The 23,012-nt window shown below is 70.2% G+C and carries 20 protein-coding genes and 2 riboswitches; of the genes, 12 read left to right on the top strand and 8 right to left on the bottom strand.

The window, feature by feature from the left end; genetic code table 11:
• Window positions 1-24 precede the first annotated feature (24 nt).
• The 10 genes from ileS (at window position 25) to gcvPB (ending at window position 13,424) form a co-directional block, all read left to right on the top strand.
• Window positions 25-3,018, top strand: coding sequence for an isoleucine--tRNA ligase (gene ileS / locus V5F61_RS07370; protein ID WP_393988843.1), 2,994 nt, complete (start codon window positions 25-27; stop codon window positions 3,016-3,018).
• A 16-nt stretch (window positions 3,019-3,034) separates the two neighbouring features.
• On the top strand, window positions 3,035-3,559 hold the full coding sequence (gene lspA, locus V5F61_RS07365; protein WP_393988842.1) for a signal peptidase II: 525 nt from the start codon (window positions 3,035-3,037) through the stop codon (window positions 3,557-3,559).
• Between the two features lie 62 nt (window positions 3,560-3,621).
• Complete coding sequence (locus V5F61_RS07360) at window positions 3,622-4,293, top strand: hypothetical protein (protein WP_393988841.1); 672 nt, start codon at window positions 3,622-3,624, stop codon at window positions 4,291-4,293.
• Between the two features lie 289 nt (window positions 4,294-4,582).
• Window positions 4,583-5,929 carry a M16 family metallopeptidase gene (locus V5F61_RS07355; RefSeq protein ID WP_393988953.1) on the top strand — a complete coding sequence of 449 codons (1,347 nt, stop codon included), beginning with the start codon at window positions 4,583-4,585 and terminating at the stop codon, window positions 5,927-5,929.
• Complete coding sequence (locus tag V5F61_RS07350; RefSeq protein ID WP_393988840.1) at window positions 5,926-7,299, top strand: M16 family metallopeptidase; 1,374 nt, start codon at window positions 5,926-5,928, stop codon at window positions 7,297-7,299. Before V5F61_RS07355 ends, V5F61_RS07350 begins: the two co-directional genes overlap by 4 nt.
• Before the next feature lie 148 nt (window positions 7,300-7,447).
• Entirely contained in the window at window positions 7,448-8,341 is an 894-nt protein-coding gene (locus tag V5F61_RS07345; RefSeq protein WP_393988839.1) for a hypothetical protein, read from the top strand.
• A gap of 244 nt (window positions 8,342-8,585) precedes the next feature.
• Window positions 8,586-8,690: riboswitch (glycine riboswitch) on the top strand.
• A gap of 3 nt (window positions 8,691-8,693) precedes the next feature.
• Window positions 8,694-8,793: riboswitch (glycine riboswitch) on the top strand.
• A gap of 54 nt (window positions 8,794-8,847) precedes the next feature.
• A complete protein-coding gene (gcvT, locus tag V5F61_RS07340; RefSeq protein ID WP_393988838.1) occupies window positions 8,848-10,011 on the top strand; it encodes a glycine cleavage system aminomethyltransferase GcvT in 1,164 nt (387 codons plus the stop codon).
• Window positions 10,012-10,014: 3 nt separating this feature from the next.
• A complete protein-coding gene (gene gcvH / locus V5F61_RS07335; protein WP_393988837.1) occupies window positions 10,015-10,392 on the top strand; it encodes a glycine cleavage system protein GcvH in 378 nt (125 codons plus the stop codon).
• A 60-nt stretch (window positions 10,393-10,452) separates the two neighbouring features.
• Complete coding sequence (gene gcvPA, locus V5F61_RS07330) at window positions 10,453-11,820, top strand: aminomethyl-transferring glycine dehydrogenase subunit GcvPA (protein ID WP_393988836.1); 1,368 nt, start codon at window positions 10,453-10,455, stop codon at window positions 11,818-11,820.
• 38 nt (window positions 11,821-11,858) lie between these two features.
• Window positions 11,859-13,424: an aminomethyl-transferring glycine dehydrogenase subunit GcvPB gene (gene gcvPB / locus V5F61_RS07325; protein ID WP_393988835.1), complete on the top strand. Its 1,566-nt coding sequence runs from the start codon at window positions 11,859-11,861 to the stop codon at window positions 13,422-13,424.
• Window positions 13,425-13,572: 148 nt separating this feature from the next.
• Here gcvPB and V5F61_RS07320 read toward each other — a convergent pair whose 3' ends face one another.
• Entirely contained in the window at window positions 13,573-13,782 is a 210-nt protein-coding gene (locus tag V5F61_RS07320; RefSeq protein ID WP_393988834.1) for a hypothetical protein, read from the bottom strand.
• A gap of 228 nt (window positions 13,783-14,010) precedes the next feature.
• Between V5F61_RS07320 and V5F61_RS07315 the strand changes: the two genes are divergently transcribed.
• Both V5F61_RS07315 and V5F61_RS07310 read left to right on the top strand, forming a co-directional pair.
• On the top strand, window positions 14,011-14,619 hold the full coding sequence (locus V5F61_RS07315; protein ID WP_393988833.1) for an SAM-dependent methyltransferase: 609 nt from the start codon (window positions 14,011-14,013) through the stop codon (window positions 14,617-14,619).
• 99 nt (window positions 14,620-14,718) lie between these two features.
• Window positions 14,719-16,197 (top strand): NAD-dependent succinate-semialdehyde dehydrogenase, encoded by a 1,479-nt coding sequence (locus V5F61_RS07310; protein WP_393988832.1) that lies wholly within the window; start codon window positions 14,719-14,721, stop codon window positions 16,195-16,197.
• Between the two features lie 126 nt (window positions 16,198-16,323).
• Here the strand turns inward: V5F61_RS07310 and V5F61_RS07305 are convergent, their stop codons facing one another.
• From V5F61_RS07305 to V5F61_RS07275, 7 genes are all read right to left on the bottom strand, one after another.
• Complete coding sequence (locus V5F61_RS07305) at window positions 16,324-16,782, bottom strand: carboxymuconolactone decarboxylase family protein (RefSeq protein ID WP_393988831.1); 459 nt, start codon at window positions 16,780-16,782, stop codon at window positions 16,324-16,326.
• Between the two features lie 20 nt (window positions 16,783-16,802).
• Window positions 16,803-17,564 (bottom strand): ABC transporter permease, encoded by a 762-nt coding sequence (locus V5F61_RS07300; RefSeq protein ID WP_393988830.1) that lies wholly within the window; start codon window positions 17,562-17,564, stop codon window positions 16,803-16,805.
• Window positions 17,561-18,496 (bottom strand): ABC transporter ATP-binding protein, encoded by a 936-nt coding sequence (locus tag V5F61_RS07295; protein WP_393988829.1) that lies wholly within the window; start codon window positions 18,494-18,496, stop codon window positions 17,561-17,563. Before V5F61_RS07295 ends, V5F61_RS07300 begins: the two co-directional genes overlap by 4 nt.
• 265 nt (window positions 18,497-18,761) lie before the next feature.
• The gene (locus tag V5F61_RS07290; protein ID WP_393988828.1) at window positions 18,762-19,928 is read right to left on the bottom strand and encodes an ABC transporter permease; all 1,167 of its coding nucleotides are present in this window, start codon (window positions 19,926-19,928) and stop codon (window positions 18,762-18,764) included.
• The gene (locus V5F61_RS07285; RefSeq protein ID WP_393988827.1) at window positions 19,925-20,893 is read right to left on the bottom strand and encodes an ABC transporter ATP-binding protein; all 969 of its coding nucleotides are present in this window, start codon (window positions 20,891-20,893) and stop codon (window positions 19,925-19,927) included. Before V5F61_RS07285 ends, V5F61_RS07290 begins: the two co-directional genes overlap by 4 nt.
• A complete protein-coding gene (locus tag V5F61_RS07280) occupies window positions 20,890-21,855 on the bottom strand; it encodes an HlyD family secretion protein (RefSeq protein ID WP_393988826.1) in 966 nt (321 codons plus the stop codon). Before V5F61_RS07280 ends, V5F61_RS07285 begins: the two co-directional genes overlap by 4 nt.
• The gene (locus V5F61_RS07275) at window positions 21,855-22,487 is read right to left on the bottom strand and encodes a TetR/AcrR family transcriptional regulator (RefSeq protein ID WP_393988825.1); all 633 of its coding nucleotides are present in this window, start codon (window positions 22,485-22,487) and stop codon (window positions 21,855-21,857) included. Before V5F61_RS07275 ends, V5F61_RS07280 begins: the two co-directional genes overlap by 1 nt.
• Between the last annotated feature and the right edge of the window lie 525 nt (window positions 22,488-23,012).

The following is a 23,012-nucleotide window of genomic DNA, read 5'->3' as shown; positions in this document are numbered from 1 at the left end:
CGGCCCCCCTTTGCCGAGCCCGTCATGACCGAACAGACCCCCGACTATTCCAAGACCCTGCTGCTGCCGGAAACCGAGTTTCCCATGCGCGGCGGATTGCCAAAGAAGGAGCCCGAGCTGCTGGAGCGCTGGAAGCGCATCGGCCTCTATGCCCGCCTGCGCGAGGCGGGCCGCGGACGCCCGCGCTTCGTGCTCCATGACGGCCCGCCCTATGCCAACGGCAACATCCACATCGGCCATGCCCTCAACAAGATCCTCAAGGACGTGGTGACGCGCTCCCAGCAGATGCTGGGCCACGATTCCAACTACGTGCCCGGCTGGGACTGCCACGGCCTGCCCATCGAGTGGAAGATCGAGGAAGAGAACTACCGCAAGAAGGGCAAGGCCAAGCCCGACTTCTCCGACGCCGCCGCCATGGTGGCCTTCCGCCAGGAGTGCCGCGCCTTCGCCCAGCACTGGCTGGACATCCAGCGCGAGGAGTTCAAGCGCCTGGGCGTGGAGGGCGATTGGGACCACCCCTACACCACCATGGCGTTCGCCGCCGAGGCGCAGATCGCCCGCGAGATCATGAAGTTCGCGGAGAACGGCCTGCTCTATCGCGGCTCCAAGCCGGTCATGTGGTCGGTGGTGGAGAAGACTGCCCTGGCCGAGGCCGAGGTGGAGTACCAGGACTTCACGAGCGACACCGTGTGGGTGAAGTTCCCGGTGGCGTCCGGCGTCAAGGATGATCTCGGCGGCGCCTGCGTGGTCATCTGGACCACCACCCCCTGGACCATGCCCGGCAACCGCGCCATCTCCTTCTCCTCGAAGATCGCCTACGGCCTCTATGAGGTGACGGAGGCGCCGGCCGACAACTGGGCCAAGGCGGGCGATCGCCTCATCCTCGCCGACCGGCTGGCGGAGGACGTGTTCCGGCAGGCGCGTGTCGGCGCCTTCGCCCGCGTGCGGGACGTGACCGCCACCGAGCTGGGCGCCCTCATCTGCGCCCACCCGCTGGCGTCCCTCGGCTACGGTTTCAAGGTGCCTCTGCTCGACGGCGACCATGTCACCGACGATGCCGGCACCGGCTTCGTCCACACCGCGCCCAGCCATGGCCGCGAGGACTTCGAGATCTGGACCCAGAACCGCCGCTGGCTGGAGGAGCGCGGGATCAGCCCCGCCATTCCCTATCCGGTGGACGAGGACAGCTTCTACACCGCCCAGGCGCCCGGCTTCGCGGGCAGGCGCGTCATCACCGAGAAGGGTGAGAAGGGCGATGCCAACGGCGCCGTCATCGAGGCGCTGGTCGCCGCCGGCAACCTGCTCGCGCGCGGGCGGGTGAAGCACCAGTATCCCCATTCCTGGCGCTCCAAGAAGCCGGTGATCTTCCGCAACACGCCGCAATGGTTCATCGCCATGGACCAGGACATCCGCAATGCGGACGGCACCGCGGCGTCCCGCCCCGCCACCCTGAACGGCAACGTGCCCGATACCCTGCGCGAGCGGGCGCTGGCGGGCATCCGCACTGTGGAGTGGGTGCCGGCCGCGGGCGAGAACCGCATCACCGGCATGATCGCCAACCGGCCGGACTGGGTGGTCTCCCGCCAGCGCGCCTGGGGCGTGCCCATCGCCGTGTTCGTGCGGGAGGTGGGCGACGGCTCGGTGGAGATCCTGCGCGACCGCCAGGTCAATGCCCGCATCGCGCAGGCCTTCGAGGAAGAAGGCGCCGACGCCTGGTTCCAGGAGAACGCGCGCGAACGCTTCCTGCTGGAGCGGGCCGACGAGGGCTGGCAGAAGGTCAATGACGTCCTCGACGTGTGGTTCGACAGCGGCTCCACCCACACCTTCACGCTGGAAGTGCGCGACGATCTGAAAGCCGTGCGCGCGCCGCTGGGCAAGGACCGCGTGATGTACCTGGAGGGTTCGGACCAGCACCGCGGCTGGTTCCATTCCTCGCTGCTGGAGAGCTGCGGCACCCGCGGCCGGCCGCCCTACGACGCCGTGCTCACCCACGGCTTCGTGCTGGACGAGGACGGGCGCAAGATGTCCAAGTCGCTCGGCAACGTCACCGCGCCGCAGGAGGTCATCAAGGCCTCCGGTGCCGACATCCTGCGCCTTTGGGTGTGCGCCTCCGACTATTCGGACGACCTGCGCATCGGCCCGGAAATCCTGAAGACCACGGCCGATACCTACCGCAAGCTGCGCAACACCATCCGCTGGCTGCTCGGCTCGCTGCACCACTACCGGCCGGAGGAGCGGGTGGCGTTCGCCGACATGCCCTCGCTGGAGCGCTTCATCCTCAACCGGCTGAGCGAGCTCGACGGAGAGATCCGCGCCGCCTACCGCGCCTTCGACTACAAGAAGGTGCACGCGCTGCTCACCGCCTTCATGAACATCGAGCTTTCGGCCTTCTATTTCGACGTGCGCAAGGACGCGCTCTATTGCGATCCCCTGTCCTCGCTCACCCGCAGGGCCTGCCTCACGGTGCTCGACGAGACCTTCAACCGGGTGGTCGCCTGGCTCGCGCCCATCATGCCCTTCACCACCGAGGAGGCATACATCGCCCGCACGGGGGATGAGGAAGGCTCGGTGCATCTCGTCACCTTCCCCGAAACGCCGGAGAGCTGGCGCGATCCCGCCCTCGCGGAGAAGTGGCGCCGGGCGCGGCAGGTGCGGCGCGTGGTGCTGGGCGCCCTCGAGGTGGAGCGCGCCCAGAAGCGCATGGGCTCCTCGCTGGAAGCCGCGCCCGTGGTCTACGTGACCGACGAGGCCCTGGCCGACGCCTTCGAGGGGCTCGACCTCGCGGAGATCTGCATCACCAGCGCGGCGATGCTTGCGCGCGCCGAGGGGCCGGCGGACGCCTTCCGCCTCGCGGAGGTGCCCGGCGTCGCCGTGGTGCCGGCCCGGGCCGAGGGCAGGAAGTGCGCCCGCTCCTGGAAGATCTCGCCCGAGGTGGGCGCGGACCCCGAATTCCCCGACGTGACGCCGCGCGATGCGGCGGCGCTGCGGGAGTTCTATGCCGCCACGGCGGCGGAATGACAGCGGGAGTGGCGCGATGACCCGTCTTCGCCTGGGATTGCTGACGGCCCTCTTGGTGCTGGTGGCCGACCAGGCCACCAAGACCTGGGCCATCGCCTTCATGGGCGCGCACGGGCCTGGCCTGGTGCCCGTCGCGCCCTTCCTCGATCTGGTCGCCCTGTGGAACGCCGGCATCAGCTACGGCCTGTTCCCCCAGGGGGAGGCGGGGCGCTGGGTGCTGGTGGCCATCAAGGTGGTGGCCGCCCTCGCCTTCGCGGTGTGGCTCACACGCGCGCACCGCACGGCGGAAGCGCTCGGCCTCGGCCTGCTCATCGGCGGCGCCCTCGGCAATGCGGTGGACCGGGTGGTCTACGGGGCGGTATTCGACTTCATCTCGCTGCACGCCTACGGCCTGCGCTGGTATGTGTTCAACGTGGCCGACATCGCGGTGGTTGGCGGCGTCGGCTTGCTGCTTTATGACGCTTTCTCCGGGCGTGCCTCAAAAACGCCGCCCTCGCCGACGCCTATGGCGTCTAAACCTGAAGCAGAGCGCGAGCCTTGAAGGGGAGCACCATGCGCGTGAGCCCGATATCCCGGCCCGATGCCGCGACCCCGGCGAGGCCGATGCAGCATTCGACGATGGCCTTCGCGGCCCTGAAGACCCTCTCCGGCGCCTGTGCCCTGGGCCTGCTGCTGGCCGGCCCCCTGGCGCGGCCCGCCGCCGCGCAGCAGGAGCAGTTCAACGCCAATCCGGTGGACAGCATGATGGAGCTGTTCGGCCTGAAGGAAGAACAGAGCAAGCCGGAGATCGACTACCGCGAGCGCGCGCCGCTGGTGGTGCCGCCGGCCGCCGCTGCAGAAGCGCTGCCCTCGCCGGAGGATGCGGCCCACCGGAAGAACCCCAACTGGCCCAAGGACCCCGACGTGGCCCGTCGCCAGCGCGAGGCCGCCGCCGCCAACGCCCCCGTGGTGCGTGACGATCCCGGCCGGCCGCTGCTGCCCTCCGAGCTGAACAAGGGCCGCAAGAAGATCCTGGGCGTGATCCCCACCGAGCCGGTGCCCACCGGCACCCGGCGCGACGAGCTGATGCCAAGCGAGCTCGGCGCCCGCGGCTGGCTGCCGAGCTTCAGCGGCGAGAAGGAAAAGCCCCTCACCTTCAACGGCGAGCCGGAGCGCGAGACCCTTCTTCAGCCCCCGACCGGCTACCAGACGCCGGCCCCCAACGCCCCCTACGGCGTGGTGGAGAAGAAACAGGAACAGTGGAAGATCCCGACCTTGTTCGACCGGACCAACTGATCCGGAACCGGTCAGTTCCTGACGGCCGGCGCGCGCCTCGCGCCCGGCCGGCTTCCCATGTACTCCGCGTCGCGTCGCAGACGGCGGGCCCTGCCGTCGCCGGCCGCCGCGCACAAGCCGCGCATGCGGCGAAGGGGCGCCATCAGCCGCCGGATCAGCTACGCGGCGTTCAATTCCTGCGGCGCCCCCTGGCCTTCGCCGGCGAAGCTCCTATCTTTCCTGAAACGTGCGTGCCCTCCGGCGCGTGCACTGCCGGAAGATCCGCCACGTGAAGACGAGCCGTTTCGCCATGGTCGCCATCCTCGCCGCGAGCACCGCCGCTCTCGCTCCCCGCGCCGCCTCGGCCGCGGGTCCGGACATTTCCCAGTTCACCCTCGACAACGGCCTGACCGTCATGGTCATCCCGGACCACCGCACGCCGGTGGTCACCCACATGGTGTGGTACAAGGTGGGCTCGGCCGACGAGCAGCCGGGCAAGTCGGGCATCGCCCACTTCCTGGAGCACCTGATGTTCAAGGGCACCGAGGCCCACCCCCAGGGCGAGTTCTCGGCCGAGGTGGCACGCCTGGGCGGGCAGGAGAACGCCTTCACCTCCCAGGACTACACCGCCTATTTCCAGCGCGTCGCCAAGGAGCACCTGGAGAAGGTGATGGGCTTCGAGGCCGACCGCATGACCGGCCTCAAGCTCTCCGACGACGTGGTGCTGCCCGAGCGCGACGTGGTTCTGGAGGAGCGCCGCATGCGCACCGACAACGAGCCCGGCGCGCGCCTCGGCGAGATCATGCAGGCCACCACCTATGTGAACCATCCCTATCAGCACCCGATCATCGGCTGGGAGCACGAGATCAAGCAGCTGAACCGGGAGGATGCCCTCGCCTTCTATCGCCGCTACTACGCGCCCAACAACGCGCTGCTGGTGGTGGCCGGCGACGTGGACGCGGACGAGGTCCGCGCGCTGGCGGAGAAGACCTACGGCAAGGTCGCCCGCACCGACACGCCGGCGCGCAGCCGGCCGCAGGAGCCCGAGCCCCAGGCCCACCGCCGGGTGGCGCTTGCCGATGCCCGCGTGGCCCAGCCGAGCGTGCAGCGGTCCTACCTCGTGCCCTCCGAGCGCACCGCCGCCCCCCATGAGGCGGAAGCGCTGGAGCTGCTCTCGCAGATCCTGGGCGGCGGGCAGACCGGGCGGCTCTACCGCCAGCTCGTGGCCGAGAAGGGCATCGCGGCGGGCGCGGGCGCTTGGTATCAGGGCACGGCCCATGACGCCACCCGCTTCGTGGTCTACGCCAGCCCCCGACCCGGCGTGAGTTTGGAGGACCTGGAGGCGGCCATTGACGCCGTTGTCGCCGAAGTGGCGGAGAAAGGCGTGGATGAGCTGGAGCTCAAGCGCGCCAAGACCCGCCTGACAGCCGACATGGTCTACGCCCAGGACAGCCAGGCGACCCTCGCCCGCATCTACGGCGCGGCCTGGGCCACCGGCACCAGCGCCGACGACGTGCGCGCCTGGCCCGACCGGGTGAAGGCGGTGACCGCCGCCGACCTGCAGGCCGCAGCCAGGCGCTATCTCAACAGCGAGCGGGCGGTGACCGGTTACCTGAAGACCGCGCCGGCGGCCGCCAAGAAGGACGACCGCTCGTGAGGGCGTTCCTCCCCGCTTCCGCCGGGCGGCCCCTCGCGGCCGCCGGCTGGCTCTTTCTCGTGATGGTGACGATGGCTCTCTCGCTCATTTCCAACACCGAGGCCCAGGCCCAGCAGTCGAGCCGCATCACCGAGGTGACGAGCCCCGGCGGCATCAAGGCATGGCTGGTGCACGACACCACGCTGCCCCTCATCGCCATGGAGTTCGCCTTCCTCGGCGGCGCGGCGCAGGACGGGCCGCAAAAGATGGGCCTCGCCCACCTCACCGCCTCGCTGCTCGACGAGGGCGCCGGCGACCTGGACGCCCAGGCCTTCCAGCAGAAGCTGGCCGACCACGCGGTGGAGCTGCACTTCGACGCCGGCCGCGATGAGATGCGCGGCTCCCTGCGCACCCTCTCCGAAAACCGGGACGTGGCGTTCGACCTGATGCGCCTCGCCGTGACCCAGCCCCGCTTCGACACCGAGGCCGTGGAGCGCATCCGCGCCGCCATCATGGCCGGCCTGCGCCGCCGGTCCACCGAACCCAACGCCATCGCCAACGACCGCTGGTACGCCCTCGCCTTCCCCGACCACCCCTACGGCCGGCCGGTGGACGGCACGCTCGAGAGCGTGCCCGGCCTGACGCGGGAGGACATCGCCGGCTTCGCGAAGCGCACCCTGGCACGCTCCAACCTGCGCGTGGCGGTGGTGGGCGACATCACCCCCGAGGAATTGGGCAAGCGGCTCGATGCGGTGTTCGGCGCCCTGCCGGAACAGGCGGAGCTGACCCCGGTGGCCAACGTAGCGCCGCAGAAGATCGGCACCGTGGACATCATCCCCCTCGACGTTTCCCAGTCGGTGGTGGTGATGGGCACGGTGGGGCTGGAGCGGCGCGACCCGGACTTCATGGCCGCCTACGTGCTCAACCACATCCTGGGCGGCAGCGCCTTTTCTTCCCGCCTGTTCAAGGAAGTGCGCGAGGCGCGCGGGCTCGCCTACTCCGTCTATTCCTATCAGGTCGCCCTCGCCCACGTGGGCCTCTGGTTCGCCGGCACCGCCACCAAGAACGAGCGGACGGCGGAATCCATTTCGCTCATCACCTCCGAGTTCCAGCGCATCCTCGACCAGGGGCCGACGCCGGAGGAGCTGAAGGAAGCCAAGAGCTATCTCACCGGCAGCTATGCCCTCAGGTTCGACACATCGTCGAAGGTCGCCGGCCAGCTTCTGCAGATCCAGCTCGATGAGCTCGGCATCGACTACATCGACCGCCGCAACGCCTTGGTGGAAGCGGTGACGCTGGACGACATCAAGCGTGTCGCCGGCCGCCTCGCCGACGCGCACAAGGCCCTGGTGGTGGTGGTGGGCAAGCCCGTGGGCCTCTCGGGCGGCTGAGGCGTAGCCCCGCTCGCCGGGCCCTTAAACGCAGGCGCGTTCACCATGTTTCCGGCTTTTGGTCACCAAAGGGTAAATTGCCGGCCCCGGCACGGTGCGTCCACGGCACCGTTTGCTATAACCATGCCATGCACATGAGCCTATGGAGATGAGCGACATGGGAAGCGACATGGAGGGTAGCCTGGGAGGCGACTTCGGGAGCCGGACGGCTTCCACGCAGGCAGGCACTCCCACACGCGGCCTTGTCGGCTTGGCGGTGGCGCTGGCCCTGGCGGGCTGTGCCGCGGGCGAGGGCCTCGACGGTGCCTTCGGCGGCCAGGACGTGGGCGTGGCCACCGGCAACGCCGCCGGTGTCTCCAGCGCCGCGACCCCGGCTCTCACCGTCGGCACCGGGCCGAACGCGGTCACCTATAATTGCCCGCCCGTCGCCATCCGCACCGGCGCCGGCACGTGGCAGGTCTCCGAGGGTGGCGCCCTGAAATATCAGGGCAACGTGGGCCAACTCGCCCGCGAGTGCGCCATCAACGGCCAGACCATGAACGTGAAGGTGGGCATTGAAGGCCGCCTCCTTATGGGCGAAAAGGGCAGCCCCGGCACCGTGCGCGTGCCGGTACGCCTCGCCGTTGTGGAAGAGGGCCCCAACCCGAAGACCATCGCGACAAAATTCTTCACGGTGCCGGTGGAAATTCCCGCCGGCCAGCAGCAGACCGCCTTCACCGTGGTGGAGGACCAGCTGAGCTTCCCGCTGCCGAAGCCGGACGACGTCGAGCGCTACGTGGTCTATGTGGGCTACGACTCGCAGGGCGAGAAGGCCAAGCCCGCGGCCGCGCGCCCCCGCCCCTCGAAGCCCAAGCCGAAGCCGGCGGCGGAAAGCGCGCCCGGCACGACCTCCGCGCCCGCGGCTCCCAAGTCCGATCCCGGCGCGCCGTCCAGCGACGTGTTCGGGCCGCCGCCCTCGGGGTCCACCAGCGGTGGTTCGAGCAGCAGCGGCGGCTTCGCGGCACCGCCCTCCTCCGGCGGCTTCGAGCCTCCCCCGCGCTGAGCCGCGCGGGCCGGCTGCGGTCACATGCTTCGATGTTTGATGCCGCGCGGGCCGTCGTCGCCCGCGCGGCATTTTCATTTGCGTGCTCTAGCTCATGCGAGGGGCGCGGCGTGCCCGGCGCCTGCGACGAAGGTCTGCAGCGGCGCGCTGTTGACGTTGCCATGGATTTTCTTATTGTGCGATCGAAGTTGCCTATGGAGCGGATTCGCGGCGCAAGCCGGGGCCGCTCCTGGCATCTTCTCGGATGAACCCTGCGGGAGAGACCGGCTGCGCGCCACAAGCGGGCAGAACCGGCGCCGAAGGCGCAACCGCCCCGGAACCGCTCAGGCCAAAGGACCGCAGGGGGACGACGCTCTGGAAAGAAGCCGCGGCGCAAGCCGCCGGCTCACCGAAGGAGTAAGCCGCGCCGGTCCACACGGCACGGCGAAATCTCTCAGGTTCCGCAGACAGAGGGGGCGCCCGAAGGACCCATGGTCCTCTACCCTGGCGCTATCCCCGGAGCTGCGATGACGCACGCCGCCGATCCTCTGCTCAAAACGCTTCTGCACACCACCCCCCTGTTCGCCGCCCATGTGGCGCTCGGGGCGCGCATCGTGCCGTTCGCCGGCTATGAGATGCCTGTGCAATATGCCGAAGGCATCCTTGCCGAGCACCACTGGACGCGGGCCCATGCCGGCCTGTTCGATGTCTCCCACATGGGCCAGGCGGTCCTGGAGGGGCCGGGCCACGCCGCCTGCGCCCGCGCGCTGGAAGCGCTGGTGCCGGCGGACATCGCGAGCCTCGCCCCCGGCCGGCAGCGCTATTCCCAGCTCCTCAACCCGGAAGGCGGCATCCTCGACGACCTGATGGTCACCCGCCCGCGTGATCCGCGGGAAGACGGCCGCCTGCTGCTGGTGGTGAACGCCGCCTGCAAGGCCGCCGATTTCGAGCACATGGAGCGCCACCTGCCGGAGGGCGTGCGCCTCGTGCCGCAGCTCGACCGCGCCCTCCTCGCCCTGCAGGGGCCGGAAGCGGCGGCGGCGATGGCGCGCCACTGCCCAGAGGCCCTGGCCCTCGCGTTCATGGAGGCCGGCCCGGCCGCCTTCGACGGCATCCCCGTGCATGTCTCCCGCTCCGGCTATACGGGCGAGGACGGGTTCGAGATCTCGCTCGCGGCCGCGGATGCGCAGAAGGTGTGGTCCGCCCTCGCCGCCGAGCCGGAGGTGAAGCCCATCGGCCTCGGCGCGCGCGACAGCCTGCGGCTGGAGGCGGGGCTCTGCCTCTACGGCCACGACATCGACACCACCACCTCGCCAGTGGAGGCGGCCCTCGCCTGGTCCATCCAGAAGCGCCGCCGCGCGGAAGGCGGCTTTCCCGGCGCGGACCGCATCCGCACGGAGCTGGAGCACGGCCCGGCACGCGTACGCGTCGGCCTGCGGCTCGACGGGCGGGCACCCGCCCGCGAGGGAGCCGAGATCATCCATGGGGGAGAGACCGTGGGCCGCGTCACCTCCGGCGGCTTCGCGCCGAGCCTCAACGCCCCCGTGGCCATGGGCTATGTGCCGCCGCGTCTTGCCGCACCGGGCACCAAGCTCGATCTCCTGGTGCGGGGCAAGGCGCTCGCCGCCACCGTCACCCCCCTTCCCTTCGTGCCGACGCGCTACGCGCGCACATCCCCGAAAGAGGCCTGAAGCATGACCAGCGTGCGCTACAGCAAGGACCACGAATATGTGCGTGTCGAGGGCGACGAGGGCATCGTGGGCATCTCCCACTATGCCCAGGGCCAGCTCGGCGACGTGGTGTTCGTGGAGCTGCCCCAGCTCGGCAAGGTGGTGGAGCAGGGCAAGGAAGTGGCGGTGGTGGAGAGCGTGAAGGCCGCGAGCGAGGTCTACGCCCCCCTCGCCGGTACCGTCACCGCCATCAACACCGAGCTGGAGGGCAACCCCGCCCTGGTGAACGAGGAGCCGGAGGGCGCGGGCTGGTTCCTGCGCCTGAAGATCGCCGACCCGTCCCAGCTCGACGCCCTGATGGACGAGGCCGCCTACAAGGCCTTCGTCGAAAGCCTCGGCTGAGCGCCCGCCGCGCCCCGTGCACGGCGCCCCTCGCCGCCAGATGGTGTGAGACCCCTTTTCATGCGCTACCTTCCCCTGACCGCCGAGGACCGCGCCGAGATGCTGGCGCGCATCGGCGCCGCGTCCGTCGACGCGCTGTTCGCTGACATTCCCGCCGACCGGCGCGCCACCGCGCTGCCGCCCCTGCCCCGCGCCCAGGGCGAGATGGAGGTGGAGCGCGCGCTTTCCCGCATCGCCGCCCGCAACACCGCGGCGGGCGCGGCGCCCTTCTTCCTGGGCGCGGGCGCCTATCGCCACCACGTGCCGGCCACGGTGGATCACCTGATCCAGCGCTCGGAGTTCCTCACCTCCTACACGCCGTACCAGCCGGAAATCGCCCAGGGCACGCTGCAATACCTGTTCGAGTTCCAGACCCAGGTGGCGGAGCTGACCGGCATGGAGGTGGCCAACGCCTCCATGTACGACGGCTCCACCGCCGCCGCCGAGGCGGTGCTGATGGCCCACCGCGTCACCCGCCGCCGCAAGGCGGTGCTAGCGGGCAACCTGCACCCGCACTACCGCGCCACCATCGAGACCGTCTCGCGCTATGCCGGCGACGAAGTGGCGGCGCTGCCCGCGCGGCCGGCGGGCGGGGAAGACCTCATCGGCGCCATCGACGCCTCCACCTCCTGCGTGGTGGTGCAGAGCCCGGACGTGTTCGGCAACCTCGTGGACCTCAGGCCCATCGCGGAAGCCGCCCACAAGGCGGGCGCGCTGCTGGTGGCCGTGTTCACGGAGGTGGTGTCTCTCGGCCTCGTGGAGCCGCCGGGCGCGCAGGGCGCCGACATCGTGGTGGGCGAGGGCCAGTCGCTGGGCAACGCGCTGAATTTCGGCGGGCCCTATGTGGGCTTGTTCGCCACCCGCCAGAAATACGTGCGCCAGATGCCGGGCCGCCTCGCCGGCGAGACCGTGGACGCGGAGGGCCGGCGCGGCTTCGTGCTCACCCTCTCCACCCGCGAGCAGCATATCCGGCGCGAGAAGGCGACCTCCAACATCTGCACCAATTCGGGCCTGTGCGCCCTCGCCTTCACCATCCACCTCACCCTGCTCGGCCAAAGCGGCCTCGCCCGCCTCGCCGCGCTCAACCACGAGGCCGCCTGCGATCTCGCGGACCGGCTGGCGGCGGTGCCCGGCGTCGAGGTGCTGAACGGCGCCTACTTCAACGAGTTCACGGTGCGCCTGCCGGCACCGGCCACAGACGTGGTGGAAAAACTGGCGGCGAAGGGCATCCTCGCCGGCGTGCCCTATGCGCGCCTCGCGCCCAATGCGGGGCTCGACGACCTGCTGCTGGTAGCCGCCACCGAGGTCACCACCGAGGACGACCGCGCGGCCTATGCCGCCGCCCTCGCGGAAGTGCTCTCCCCCTCGCCAGCCGGGGTGCCGGCATGAGCCGCGCCCGCCGCACATTCCCATTCTGGAGCTGAGCCATGAACCGCGAAGGCCGTGGCGCCACCGCGCCCAATTCCCCCCTTGCCGCCGCGCCGGAAACCTTCACCGGCAATCGCGCCCTCGATTTGGAGGAGGGCCTGATCTTCGAGATCGGCCGCCCGGATGTCTCCGGCGTCGACCTGCCTCTCCCGAAGGGCGGGCCCGACCGCCTCGGCGGGCTGAAGCGCGCGGTGCCGCCCGAGCTGCCCGGCCTGTCCGAGCCGGAGGCCATGCGCCATTACGTGCGTCTCTCGCGCATGAATTACGGCATCGACAGCGGGCTGTTCCCGCTCGGCTCGTGCACCATGAAGCACAATCCGCGCCTCAACGAGAAGGTGGCGCGCCTGCCCGGCTTCGCCGACGTGCATCCGCTCCAGCCCGCCTCCACCGTGCAGGGCGCGCTGGAGCTGATGGCGGAGCTTTCCCACTATCTCCTCGCGCTCACCGGCATGGCGGCGGTGGCGCTGCCGCCCAAGGCCGGCGCCCACGGCGAGCTCACGGGCATGATGGCCATCAAGGCCGCCCACCTTGCCCGCGGCGAGGCGCGCCACATCGTGCTGGTGCCCGAGAGCGCCCACGGCACCAACCCGGCCACCGCCGCCCTCATCGGCTACGAGGTGAAGGCCATCCCCGCCCGCGCCGACGGCACGGTGGATGCCGAGACGGTGCGCGCCGCGCTCACCCCCGAGGTGGCGGCGCTGATGCTCACCAATCCCAACACCTGCGGCCTGTTCGAGCGCGACATCGTGGAGATCGCAGCCGCCGTGCACGCGGCGGGCGCCTATTTCTACTGCGACGGCGCCAACTTCAACGCCATCCTGGGCAAGGTGAAGGTGGCGGACCTCGGCGTCGACGCCATGCACATCAACCTGCACAAGACCTTCTCCACGCCCCACGGCGGCGGCGGGCCGGGCGCGGGGCCGGTGGTGCTCTCGCCCGCCCTCGCCCCGTTCGCCCCGGTGCCGGCGGTGGTGGAGCGGGACGGCGCCCTCGCCCTGGTGGAGGAGGAAGGCGCGCCGGGCGCAGAGCAGGCTCTCGGCCGCATGAGCGCCTTCCATGGGCAGATGGGCATGTTCGTGCGTGCCTTCGCCTGGATGCTCTCCCACGGCGCCGACGGGATGCGGCAGGCCTCGGAGGATGCGGTGCTTTCCGCCAACTACGTGCGCGCCAGCCTCATGGACCTCATGTCCGCTCCCTTCGCCGAGCGGCCCGCCATGCACGAGGCGCTGTTCGACGACGCCTGGCTGGCGGGCACGGGCATCTCCACCCTCGACGTGGCGAAGGCGCTGATCGACGAGGGCTACCACCCCATGACCGTCTATTTCCCGCTGGTGGTGCACGGGGCCATGCTCATCGAGCCGACGGAGAGCGAATCGAAGGCCTCCATCGACCTGTTCATCGCCGCCCTGCGCGACCTCGCCATGGCGGCGAAGGCGGGGGACAGGGAGCGCTTCCTCGGCGCCCCCCACTACGCCCCGCGCCGGCGCCTGGACGAGACCCGCGCCGCCCGCGCCCCGGTGCTGCGCTGGACCCGGCCGCAGGCGTTGTCCGAAGCGGCGGAGTAACGTTTCGGAAAGTGTGAGGTCCCACAGGGTCGGCACAAGAAAAAGGCCGGTGAGCAAGCTCACCGGCCTTTTTCTTGTGCTCCCAGCAGCCCTTCCGGTCCCGCCGCGCGGTGGCCCCGCGGCGGGACCGGAAATTCAGGCCACGTCCTCAGCCCCGCGACTTCGCGCTGAGCGCCATGATGCGCTTCGCGACGAACAGGGAAGCGGGAATGGCCAGCAGCGCGCCGACGGCGGCGGCAACGGGAATCGCCCGCATATCGGTCTGCGCCGGGCTCGGCACGAGCAGCACGATCAGCACGAGGGAGCCGGCGAAAGCGACGGACAGGATGACCCAGATAAGAAGCGCAACTTTCAGCATGACGCCACCTCCTTTTAGAGGCCCTCAATATATTGACAAAGGAACACACCTTCTTGACCTCGATCAACAAAAACGCATCCCTGCGTCACCTCGCCCTATGGGCGTGCCGCCCGCGTGGCACTTCCCTGCCGCCGGAGCGATGACGCACCGGGCGGCTTCTCTGGAAGGCCATGGGCCGGCCAAGGCCCCGGCGCGGCATCGGCAGGCATCTCGATCGGAGGATTGGACATGACCGCCTTCTGGGACCAGCGCTATGCGCGTGAGGACTATCTGTTCGGCGTCACGCCCAATGCCTTCCTGACCCGCCAGGCACCGCGCCTGAAGGCGGGCGGGCGGGCGCTCGCCATCGCCGACGGCGAGGGGCGCAACGGCGTGTGGCTCGCCGAGCAGGGCCTTTCGGTGCATTCCGTCGATGCCTCCGCCGTTGCGCAGGAGAAGGCCCGCCGCCTCGCCGCCGAGCGCGGCGTGACGCTGGAGCTGGAGCTGGTGGACCTCTCCGCCTGGACGTGGCCCGTTGCCGCCTACGACGTGGTGGCCGGCATCTTCATCCAGTTCCTGCCGCCGGCCGAGCGCGACCGCATGTTCGCGCGCATCCGCGACGCATTGAAGCCCGGCGGCCTGCTGCTGCTGGAGGGCTACCGCCCCGAGCAGATCGCCTACGGCACCGGCGGCCCTTCCCAGGTGGAGAACCTCTACACCGAGGCCCTGCTGCGCGCCGCCTTCGCGGATTTCACGATCCTGGAGCTGCACGGCTACGACGCGGAGATCGCCGAGGGCAGCGCCCACCGCGGCATGTCCGCGCTCATCGACCTGGTGGCCGAAAAGCCGGCGGCGTGAGGAGCGCCTCGCGCACGGGCGCGGGCGAACCTATATGAACGGCGCGGGCCGCCGGTGCCCGCGCCCAGGAGCCCACGCGCTCAAGCCCAGGAGCATGCCATGGCCGCGCCCCAGCCCGCCTCGTCCCCCACCGCCCCCGCCTTCACCCTGCTGCGCGAGAAGATGCTCATCGGCGGCGCCTGGGTGGATGCCGACGGCGGCGGCACCATCGCGGTGACGAACCCGGCCACGGGCGCGCTCCTCGGCACCATCCCCAACGGCGGCGCTGCCGAGACGCGCCGCGCGGTAGAGGCCGCCGCGGCCGCCTTCAGGGGCTGGCGCGCCCTCACCGCCGGCGAGCGCGCGGCGAAGCTTGGCAAGCTCGCCGACCTGATCCTGGAGCATGCCGGGGAACTGGCCGTGCTGCTCACCAGCGAGCAGGGCAAGCCGCTGGCGGAAGCGCGCGGGGAGGTCAACATTTCCGCCGCTTATGTGCGCTGGTTCGCGGAGGAGGCCCGGCGCCTGTACGGCGATGTCATCCCCTCCCCCTGGGCGGGGCGGCGCATCATGGTCACCAAGGAGCCGGTGGGCGTGGTGGCGGCGGTGACGCCCTGGAACTTCCCCTCCTCCATGCTCGCGCGCAAGATCGGCGCGGCGCTGGCGGCGGGCTGCACGGTGGTGGCCAAGCCCTCCGAGCTCACCCCCTATTCCGGCCTCGCCTGGGGCGTGCTGGCCAAGATGGCGGGCATTCCCGACGGCGTCCTCAACATCGTGGTGGGCGACGCGCCCGCCATCGGCGCCGAGATGACCTCCAACCCGGCGGTCAAGAAGGTCACCTTCACCGGCTCCACCCCGGTGGGCAAGCTCCTGATGAAGCAATCCGCGGACACGCTGAAGAAGGTCTCGCTGGAGCTGGGCGGCAACGCGCCGTTCCTGGTGTTCGACGATGCCGACCTCGATCTTGCCGTGGAGCAGGCCATCGCCTCCAAATACCGCAACGTGGGCCAGACCTGCGTGTGCGCCAACCGCTTCTATGTGCAGGCCGGCATCTACGACGCCTTCGCCGCCCGGTTCACGGAAGCCTCCCGCAAGCTCAAGATCGGCAACGGCCTGGACGAAGGCGTCACCGCCGGCCCGCTGATCGACGCACGGGCGCTGGCCAAGGTGGAGCGCCTGCTGAAGGACGCCACCGACAAGGGCGCGCGGGTGCTCACGGGCGGCAAGCCCTCCGCCCTCGGCGGCACCTTCTTCGAGCCCACGGTGCTGGCCGGCGCGACGCAGGACATGGCCTTCGCCCGCGAGGAGATCTTCGGCCCCCTCGCCCCCCTGTTCCGCTTCGAGACGGAGGAGGAGGCGGTCGCCCTCGCCAATGCCACCGAATACGGCCTCGCCTGCTATTTCTTCACGAAGGACCTGGGCCGCGCGTTCCGCGTCTCCGAGCAGCTCGAGTACGGGCAGGTGGGCGTCAATGCCGGCGTCATCACCACCGAGGTGGCGCCCTTCGGCGGCGTGAAGGAGAGCGGCATGGGCCGCGAGGGCTCGAAGTACGGCTGCGACGACTACCTGCACATCAAGTATGTGTGCGTCGGCGGCATCTGAGCGCCCCTCCGGCAAAAGAAAAAGGCCCGCCCCCCGGCCGGGGGCGGGCCTTTCCGTGTCATGCCTTCGGCCCGCTTCGACCGGCGCCGAGCGAGTCTTGCTCAGGCGCCGCGCGGGCCCTTGGCATCAGGCCGGCGGCGCGAAGCGCAGGGCGATGCCGATGCGGTTCCAGGCGTTGATGGTGGCGATGGCCACCGTGAGGTGCAGCGCCTCGTTCTCCGAGAATTCCTCCCGCAGCGCGGCCCAAGCCTCGTCCGAGGCCACCTCTCCCTCCAGCACGGTGAGGGCCTCGGCATAAGCGAGCGCTGCCTTCTCCCGCGCGGAGAAGAGGCCGGCATCATGCCAGGCGGCGAGCAGGTCCAGCTTCTCCTGCGGCACGCCCGCCTTGCGCGCCACGCCGAGGTGGAACTTGAGGCAGAAGGCGCAGCCGTTGATCTGCGAGGCACGCAGCTTCACCAGCTCGGTCAGCCCCTTGTCGAGGCCCGAGGCGTCCACCGCCTTGGTGAGGGCGGCAAGGCCGCCGTACACCTCCGGCGCGGCGGCGGTGAATTCCTTGTAGGTGGGGCGGTGCGGGACATCGGTCATGACGGGTCCTTTCGGGGTCCTCAGCTTTTCAGCCTGTAGCCGGTGCGGAACATCCAGCTCACGATGACGAGGCAGGCCGCCAGGAAGGCCAGCGTCATGCCGAAGCTCACGCCCACCGCCACGTCGGAGATGCCGAAGAAGCTCCAGCGGAAACCGGAGATGAGATAGACCACCGGATTGAACAGCGTGAGCGTGCGCCACACCGGCGGCAGCATGTCGAGCGAATAGAAGGTGCCGCCCAGGAAGGTGAGCGGCGTCACCACCAGCATGGGAATGAGCTGCAGGCGCTCGAACCCGTCGGCCCAGATGCCGATGATGAAGCCGAACAGCGAGAAGGTGACCGCGGTGAGCACCAGGAAGGCGAGCATCGCCAGCGGGTGGCGCACCTCCATGGGCACGAACAGCGCCGCCGTGCCCAGGATGATGAGGCCCAGCAGCACCGATTTCGTCGCCGCCGCCCCCACATATCCGCACACGATCTCGAACGGCGAGACCGGCGCCGAGAGCACCTCGTAGATGGTGCCCGTGAAGCGCGGGAAATAGATGGCGAACGAGGCGTTGGCGATGGACTGCGTGAGCAGGGTCAGCATCATCAGGCCCGGCACGATGAAGGCGCCGTAGGGCACGTGCTCCACCTGCGTCATGTGGGCGCCGATGGCGGAGCCGAACACCACGAAATAGAGCGAGGTGGAGATGACCGGCGAGACCACGCTCTGCAGCAGGGTGCGCCGGGTGCGCGCCATCTCGAAGGCATAGATGGCGCGGATGGCCTGAAGGTTCACGGCTGCTGCCTCACAAGGCTGACGAAGATGTCCTCCAGCGAGCTCTGCGCGGTGCGCAGGTCGTCGAAGGCGATGCCGGCTGCGGAAAGATCGGCCAGCAGGCGGGCGATGGGCGCCTCGTCCCGCCCTTCGTCTCCCTGCCGCTCGGCGCCGTAGCTGTAGGTGAGGGTGCGTCCCGCACCGGAAAGGACGAGGCCGTAGGACGAGAGCGCCGGCGGCACCGCTTCGAGCGGCGCGGAAAGCTCCACGGTGAGCTGCTTGCGCCCCAGCTTATGCATCAGCGCCGCCTTCTCCTCCACCAGGATGATCTCGCCCCGGTTGATGACGCCCACCCGGTCAGCCATCTCCTCGGCCTCCTCGATATAGTGGGTGGTGAGGATGATGGTGGTGCCCTTCTCCTTCAGGCCGCGCACCAGGCGCCACATGTCGCGGCGCAGCTCCACGTCCACGCCGGCGGTGGGCTCGTCGAGGAACAGCACCTCCGGCTCGTGGGAGAGGGCCTTGGCGATCAGCACCCGCCGCTTCATGCCGCCGGAGAGGGTCATGATCTTGGCATCGCGCTTCTCCCACAGGGAAAGGCTGTGCAGCACCTGCTCGATGTAGGCCGGGTTCGGCGCCTTGCCGAACAGCCCGCGCGAGAAGCTCACGGCGGCCCACACCGTCTCGAACGAATCGGTGGCCAGTTCCTGCGGCACGAGGCCGATGCGCGCGCGCGCCGCGCGGTAGTCGCGCACGATGTCGTGCCCGCCCACCTGCACCTCGCCGGCGGTGGCGTTCACCAGCCCGCAGACAATGGAGATGAGCGTGGTCTTGCCGGCGCCATTGGGGCCGAGCAGCGCGAAGATCTCGCCAGTGGCGATCTCAAGATTGATGTCCTTCAGCGCGCTGTGGCCGGTGGCGTAGGTTTTCGAGAGATGGCGCACGCTGACCATCCCGCGCGCCGGGCCTGAAGGCTCGGCGCCGGGGCGCGCGGACGCGGATGAGGCAGAAAGCTCGGTCTGGGACATGGCTGGGGTATCGCTCGGGGCGCGGCGGTGGGCGTGGCTGGAACCGGTGTGCGGACCCCTGGCTCTTCCGGGCCGCGGCCCGGCCGGGCGCCCACCGCGGACGCCCTGCGCGCCCAGGGTTAGACCACGCTGCGCCGCCGACGAAAAGCCCCGCGCGCGCCGGGCACGCCCGCGTCGGGTGCGAGGGCGCTCAATCCAGCGTCTGCCGGAAGCGGGCGACGGCGATGCCCATGGCCACCAGCATCAGCGCCAGCAGCGCCGCGGCGTCGCCCTGGAGATCCGCGAAGTTCGAGCCCTTCAGCAGGATGCCGCGCACCATGCGCAGGAAATGGGTGAGGGGCAGGCCCTCGCCCACCCATTGCGCCCACATGGGCATGCCCGAGAAGGGAAACATGAAGCCGGACAGCAAGATGCTCGGCAGGAAGAACATGAACGACATCTGCACCGCCTGGAGCTGGTTCTGCGCCAGGGTGGAGAAGGTGTAGCCGATGGAGAGGTTGGTGGTGATGAACAGGAGCGTCGCCGCCGCCAGCATCAGGGCCGAGCCTTCCAGCGGCACGCCGAACAGCACCATGCCGGCCGAAAGAATGAGCACTGCCTGCAGGATGCCCACCGCCACGTAGGGCACGATCTTGCCCAGCATGATCTCCACCGGGTGGATGGGCATGGAGAGCAGGCTCTCCATGGTGCCGCGCTCGATCTCCCGCGTCACCGAGAGGGCGGTGAAGATGAGCATGGTCATGGTGAGGATGGTGCCGAGCAGGCCGGGCACGATATTGAGCTGGCTGGTGCCGGCGGGGTTGTAGCGCCGGTGCTGCACGATCTCGAACGGCGCCCCGCCCGGCGCATCCACGAACCGCTCGCGCGCCAGCGCCGTGGCCACCACGCCGGAAAGGGCCGCGAGCGCGTTGGCCGATCCCACCGGGTCGGTCGCGTCCGCCGCCACCAGGAGCTGGGGATCGTCGCCGCGCCGCAGGCTCCGCTCGAAGCCGGCGGGGATCTCCACGAAGAACAGAACGTCCCCGGCGCGGATCAGGTGCTCGGCCTCCTCCGCGCTCCCCACCTCCTTCACGAAGGAAAAAAAGGCGGTGTTGCGCAAGGCGGCGAGGATGGCGCGGGTGACGTCGTTGTTCTCATGGGCGAACACGGCCGCCGGCAGATGGCGCGGCGTGGTGTTGATGGCATAGCCGAACAGGATGAGCTGCAGGAGCGGGATCATGATCATGGTGGCGAAGGTCACCCGGTCGCGCCGGAGCTGGATGAACTCCTTCACGATCATCGCCGAGATGCGGCGCAGCACGCCGAGGGCCGAGGCCAGGGGGCCGGACGCAGCGGCGCCGCCGGACGGGGCGCTCATCGCAGGTCGTCCCGGGTGCGGCCCATGAGGTCGATGAACACGTCCTCCAGCGTCGGCGCATCCTGGCGGAAGGCGAGCTTCGGATCGGCGCGGAAGGGGGCGATGGCCGCTTCCAGCGCCGCCGCGTCACGCCCGGAAATGTGAAGCTGGGTGCCGAAGGGCGCCACCATGTCCACCCCCGGCCGCTCGCCGAGCGCGCGGGCGAGCGTGGTGATGGCCTGCCCCGCCGCATGACCCTCCACTCCCTTCACCTCCACCGTCCAGGTGGTGAGGTGGGAGGCGGCGATGACGCTCGCCACCGTGCCCTGGGCCAGCAGCCGGCCATAGGCAATGTAGGCGATCTCGTGGCAGCGCTCCGCCTCGTCCATGTAGTGGGTGGAGACGAGCACGGTGAGCCCCTCCGCCGCCAGATCATGGATCTGCGCCCAGAACTCCCGCCGCGCCTTGGGATCGACGCCGGCCGTGGGCTCGTCCAGCAACAGCAGGTCCGGGCTCGGCAGGATGCAGGCGCCGAGCGCGAGGCGCTGCTTCCACCCGCCGGAGAGCGAGCCAGCGAGCTGCTTGCCGCGCCCAGCGAGGCCGAGCCGCTCCAGCGCCGCGGCCGCCGCCTGCTCCGGCTGCGGCACGCCGTAGAGCCGCGCCACGAACTCCAGGTTCTCCCGCACGGAGAGGTCCTGGTAGAGGGAGAAGCGCTGGGTCATGTAGCCCACGCGCTCGCGGATCTTCCGCGCCTCGGTGCGGATATCCATGCCGAGGCAGGTGCCGGTGCCGGAATCGGGCGTCAGCAGGCCGCACAGCATGCGGATGGTGGTGGTCTTGCCCGATCCGTTGGGGCCGAGGAAGCCGTAGATCTGCCCACGCATCACCCGCATGGTCAGGTGGTCCACCACCAGTCGTCCGTCGAAGCTCTTGGAGAGCCCCTCCACGGAGATGGCGACATCGCCGGGGGCGGGCGCCGCACTCATGGCGCACCGCCCAGCGTGACAGTGACGGGCTGGCCCGGCCGCGCGCGGCCGGGCGCATCGGGCCGCGCCTCGATGAGATAGACGAGCTTGGCGCGCTCTTCGCGGCTGTAGATGACCGGGGGCGTGTATTCCGCCGAGGCGGAGATGAAGCTGACCTTGCCGGTGAGCGGCGGGCAGCCGTCGCATTCCACGCGCACGCTCTCGCCCAGCGCCACCTTCGGCAGCACCGCCTCAGGCACGAAGAAGCGGATCTTCACCAGCCCCGGCGGCAGCAGGGACACCACCGGCCGCCCCTCCGGCACAAGCTCGCCCACCCGGTAGTAGACGGTCTGGATGGCGCCCGCCTCCGGCGCGACGAGCGTGCGGCGGGCAAGGCGCACCTCGGCCGCCACCACCGCGGCCCGTGCCGCTGCGGCAGCCTCCTGCGCCGCCTGGATCTGCTGGGTGCGCGAGGCGATGCGGGCTGCGGCGGTGCGCCGGCGCGCCTCGTCATAGGCCGCCTGGTTCTGGTCGAACACGTGCTGGGCGGAATCGAGATTGGCCTGGGAGGAGGCGCCCTTGGGCACCAGGTCCTTCTGCCGCGCAAGATCGATGCGCGAGAGATCGAGCGCCGCGGAGGCGCGCCGCTCCGCCGCCTCCAGCACCGCGATCTCCTCCGGCCGCTGCAGCGGAGCCTCGGCATTGGCGAGCTGGGCCTGCGCCTCCTTCAGCTGCGCCTGCGCGCTGTCGCGATCCGCGCGCTGGAGGTCGTCCTCCACCTGCGCCACCACCTCACCCCTGGTCACGGTGTCGCCCTCCTGGACTGAGAGGGCGACGAGGCGGCCGGGCTCGTTGGGGCCGATGAAAACGAGGTCGCCCTCGATATAGCCGGAGAAGCTCTGCTGCCCGCCACCATCGCAGCCCGCGAGAGCAAGAGCAGCGGCAAGCGCGAGCGGTAGGGCTGCGACGAGAGGGCGGAGCATCAGGCGTCTCTCCATCCGAGGCCGGTGAGCAGGAGGTCGCGGTGGGCGGCAAGCAGGGCCCGCGCGTCGAGCGGATCCACCGCGCCGAAGACACCATTCCACACCACCGCGAGAATCGCCGGGGCCACCACCAGATGGGGAAAGCGCACGGCGATGTCGCTCGAAAGCTCGCCGCGATCGAGCCCCCGCTGGGCCACCTGCCGGATGAGCGCGAGGCCGTGCGACACCACCTCGCGATGGTAGAAGGCCGCGAGTTCGGGAAAACGCGCCCCCTCCCCCAGCATCAGCCGCACGAGGGCTGCCGCCGGCGCGTCGAGCACGCGGTCGGCCATCAGAGCCATCAGCCGCTCCAGCAGCTCACGGGTGGTGCCGGGGAACCGGCTCACCAGCGCGCCCGCATCCAGCAGCACGCTGGAAATGTTCTCCTCCACCAGGGCGCGGAAGAGAGCCTCTTTGTCGGAGAAATAGAGGTAGATCGTGCCCTTGGCGACGCCGGCCCGGCGCGCCACGTCGTCGAGCCTCGTCACCGCGAAGCCGTGGGCGGCGAACTCCGCAAGCGCTGCCTCGAGGATGGCGCGCCGGCGCTCCGCCCGCGCTGCGGGCGCGGCCCTCGGCCGCCCCCGCGGACCCACTCCGGCTCCGTCGCCCTCCGCAGGCGTCGTGACGCTGGCGGCAGACGCGACGTCCCGGGCCGCCTGCGAAGCAGCTTGAAGGGAGGCCCGCACCGCTCCACGTGCCTTCGATGCTCTCTCGGTCATGATCTATTTCTTTGACTGACGCGTCAGTCATATAACCGACCATATCAGAGTGCCACAGCCTTTCGCACGTGCGCCGCGTCGAAATCTGACCCCTTGGCACCGCCATGGCACCGCCGACGCCCGGAAACTGCGGCGTGACGCACGCGGGCCCACACTTTGGCTCCGCCCACGCGAAGCGCGCACCGGGGATGTGCCCTTCCAAATGCAATCTCACGGCGCATTTCCGGCGGGATTGGCAGCATCCTCAGCGGATCCCGCTCGCGGCTCCGGCCCAGCCACGCCCCATCGGGGGGATTTCCGGCGGCAAGGCGCTTCCGCATGGCGCGGAAGGGCGATCACCCGCGCGGCCTCAGACCCCCTGCCCTACGAAGGGGCGGCAACCGGCGAGCGCGCTCGCCG

This window comes from Xanthobacter sediminis (assembly GCF_043195015.1).
Lineage (GTDB): Bacteria > Pseudomonadota > Alphaproteobacteria > Rhizobiales > Xanthobacteraceae > Xanthobacter.
Note: the sequence above shows the minus strand (reverse complement) of the source record. Positions and strands in the feature narration are given on the sequence as shown.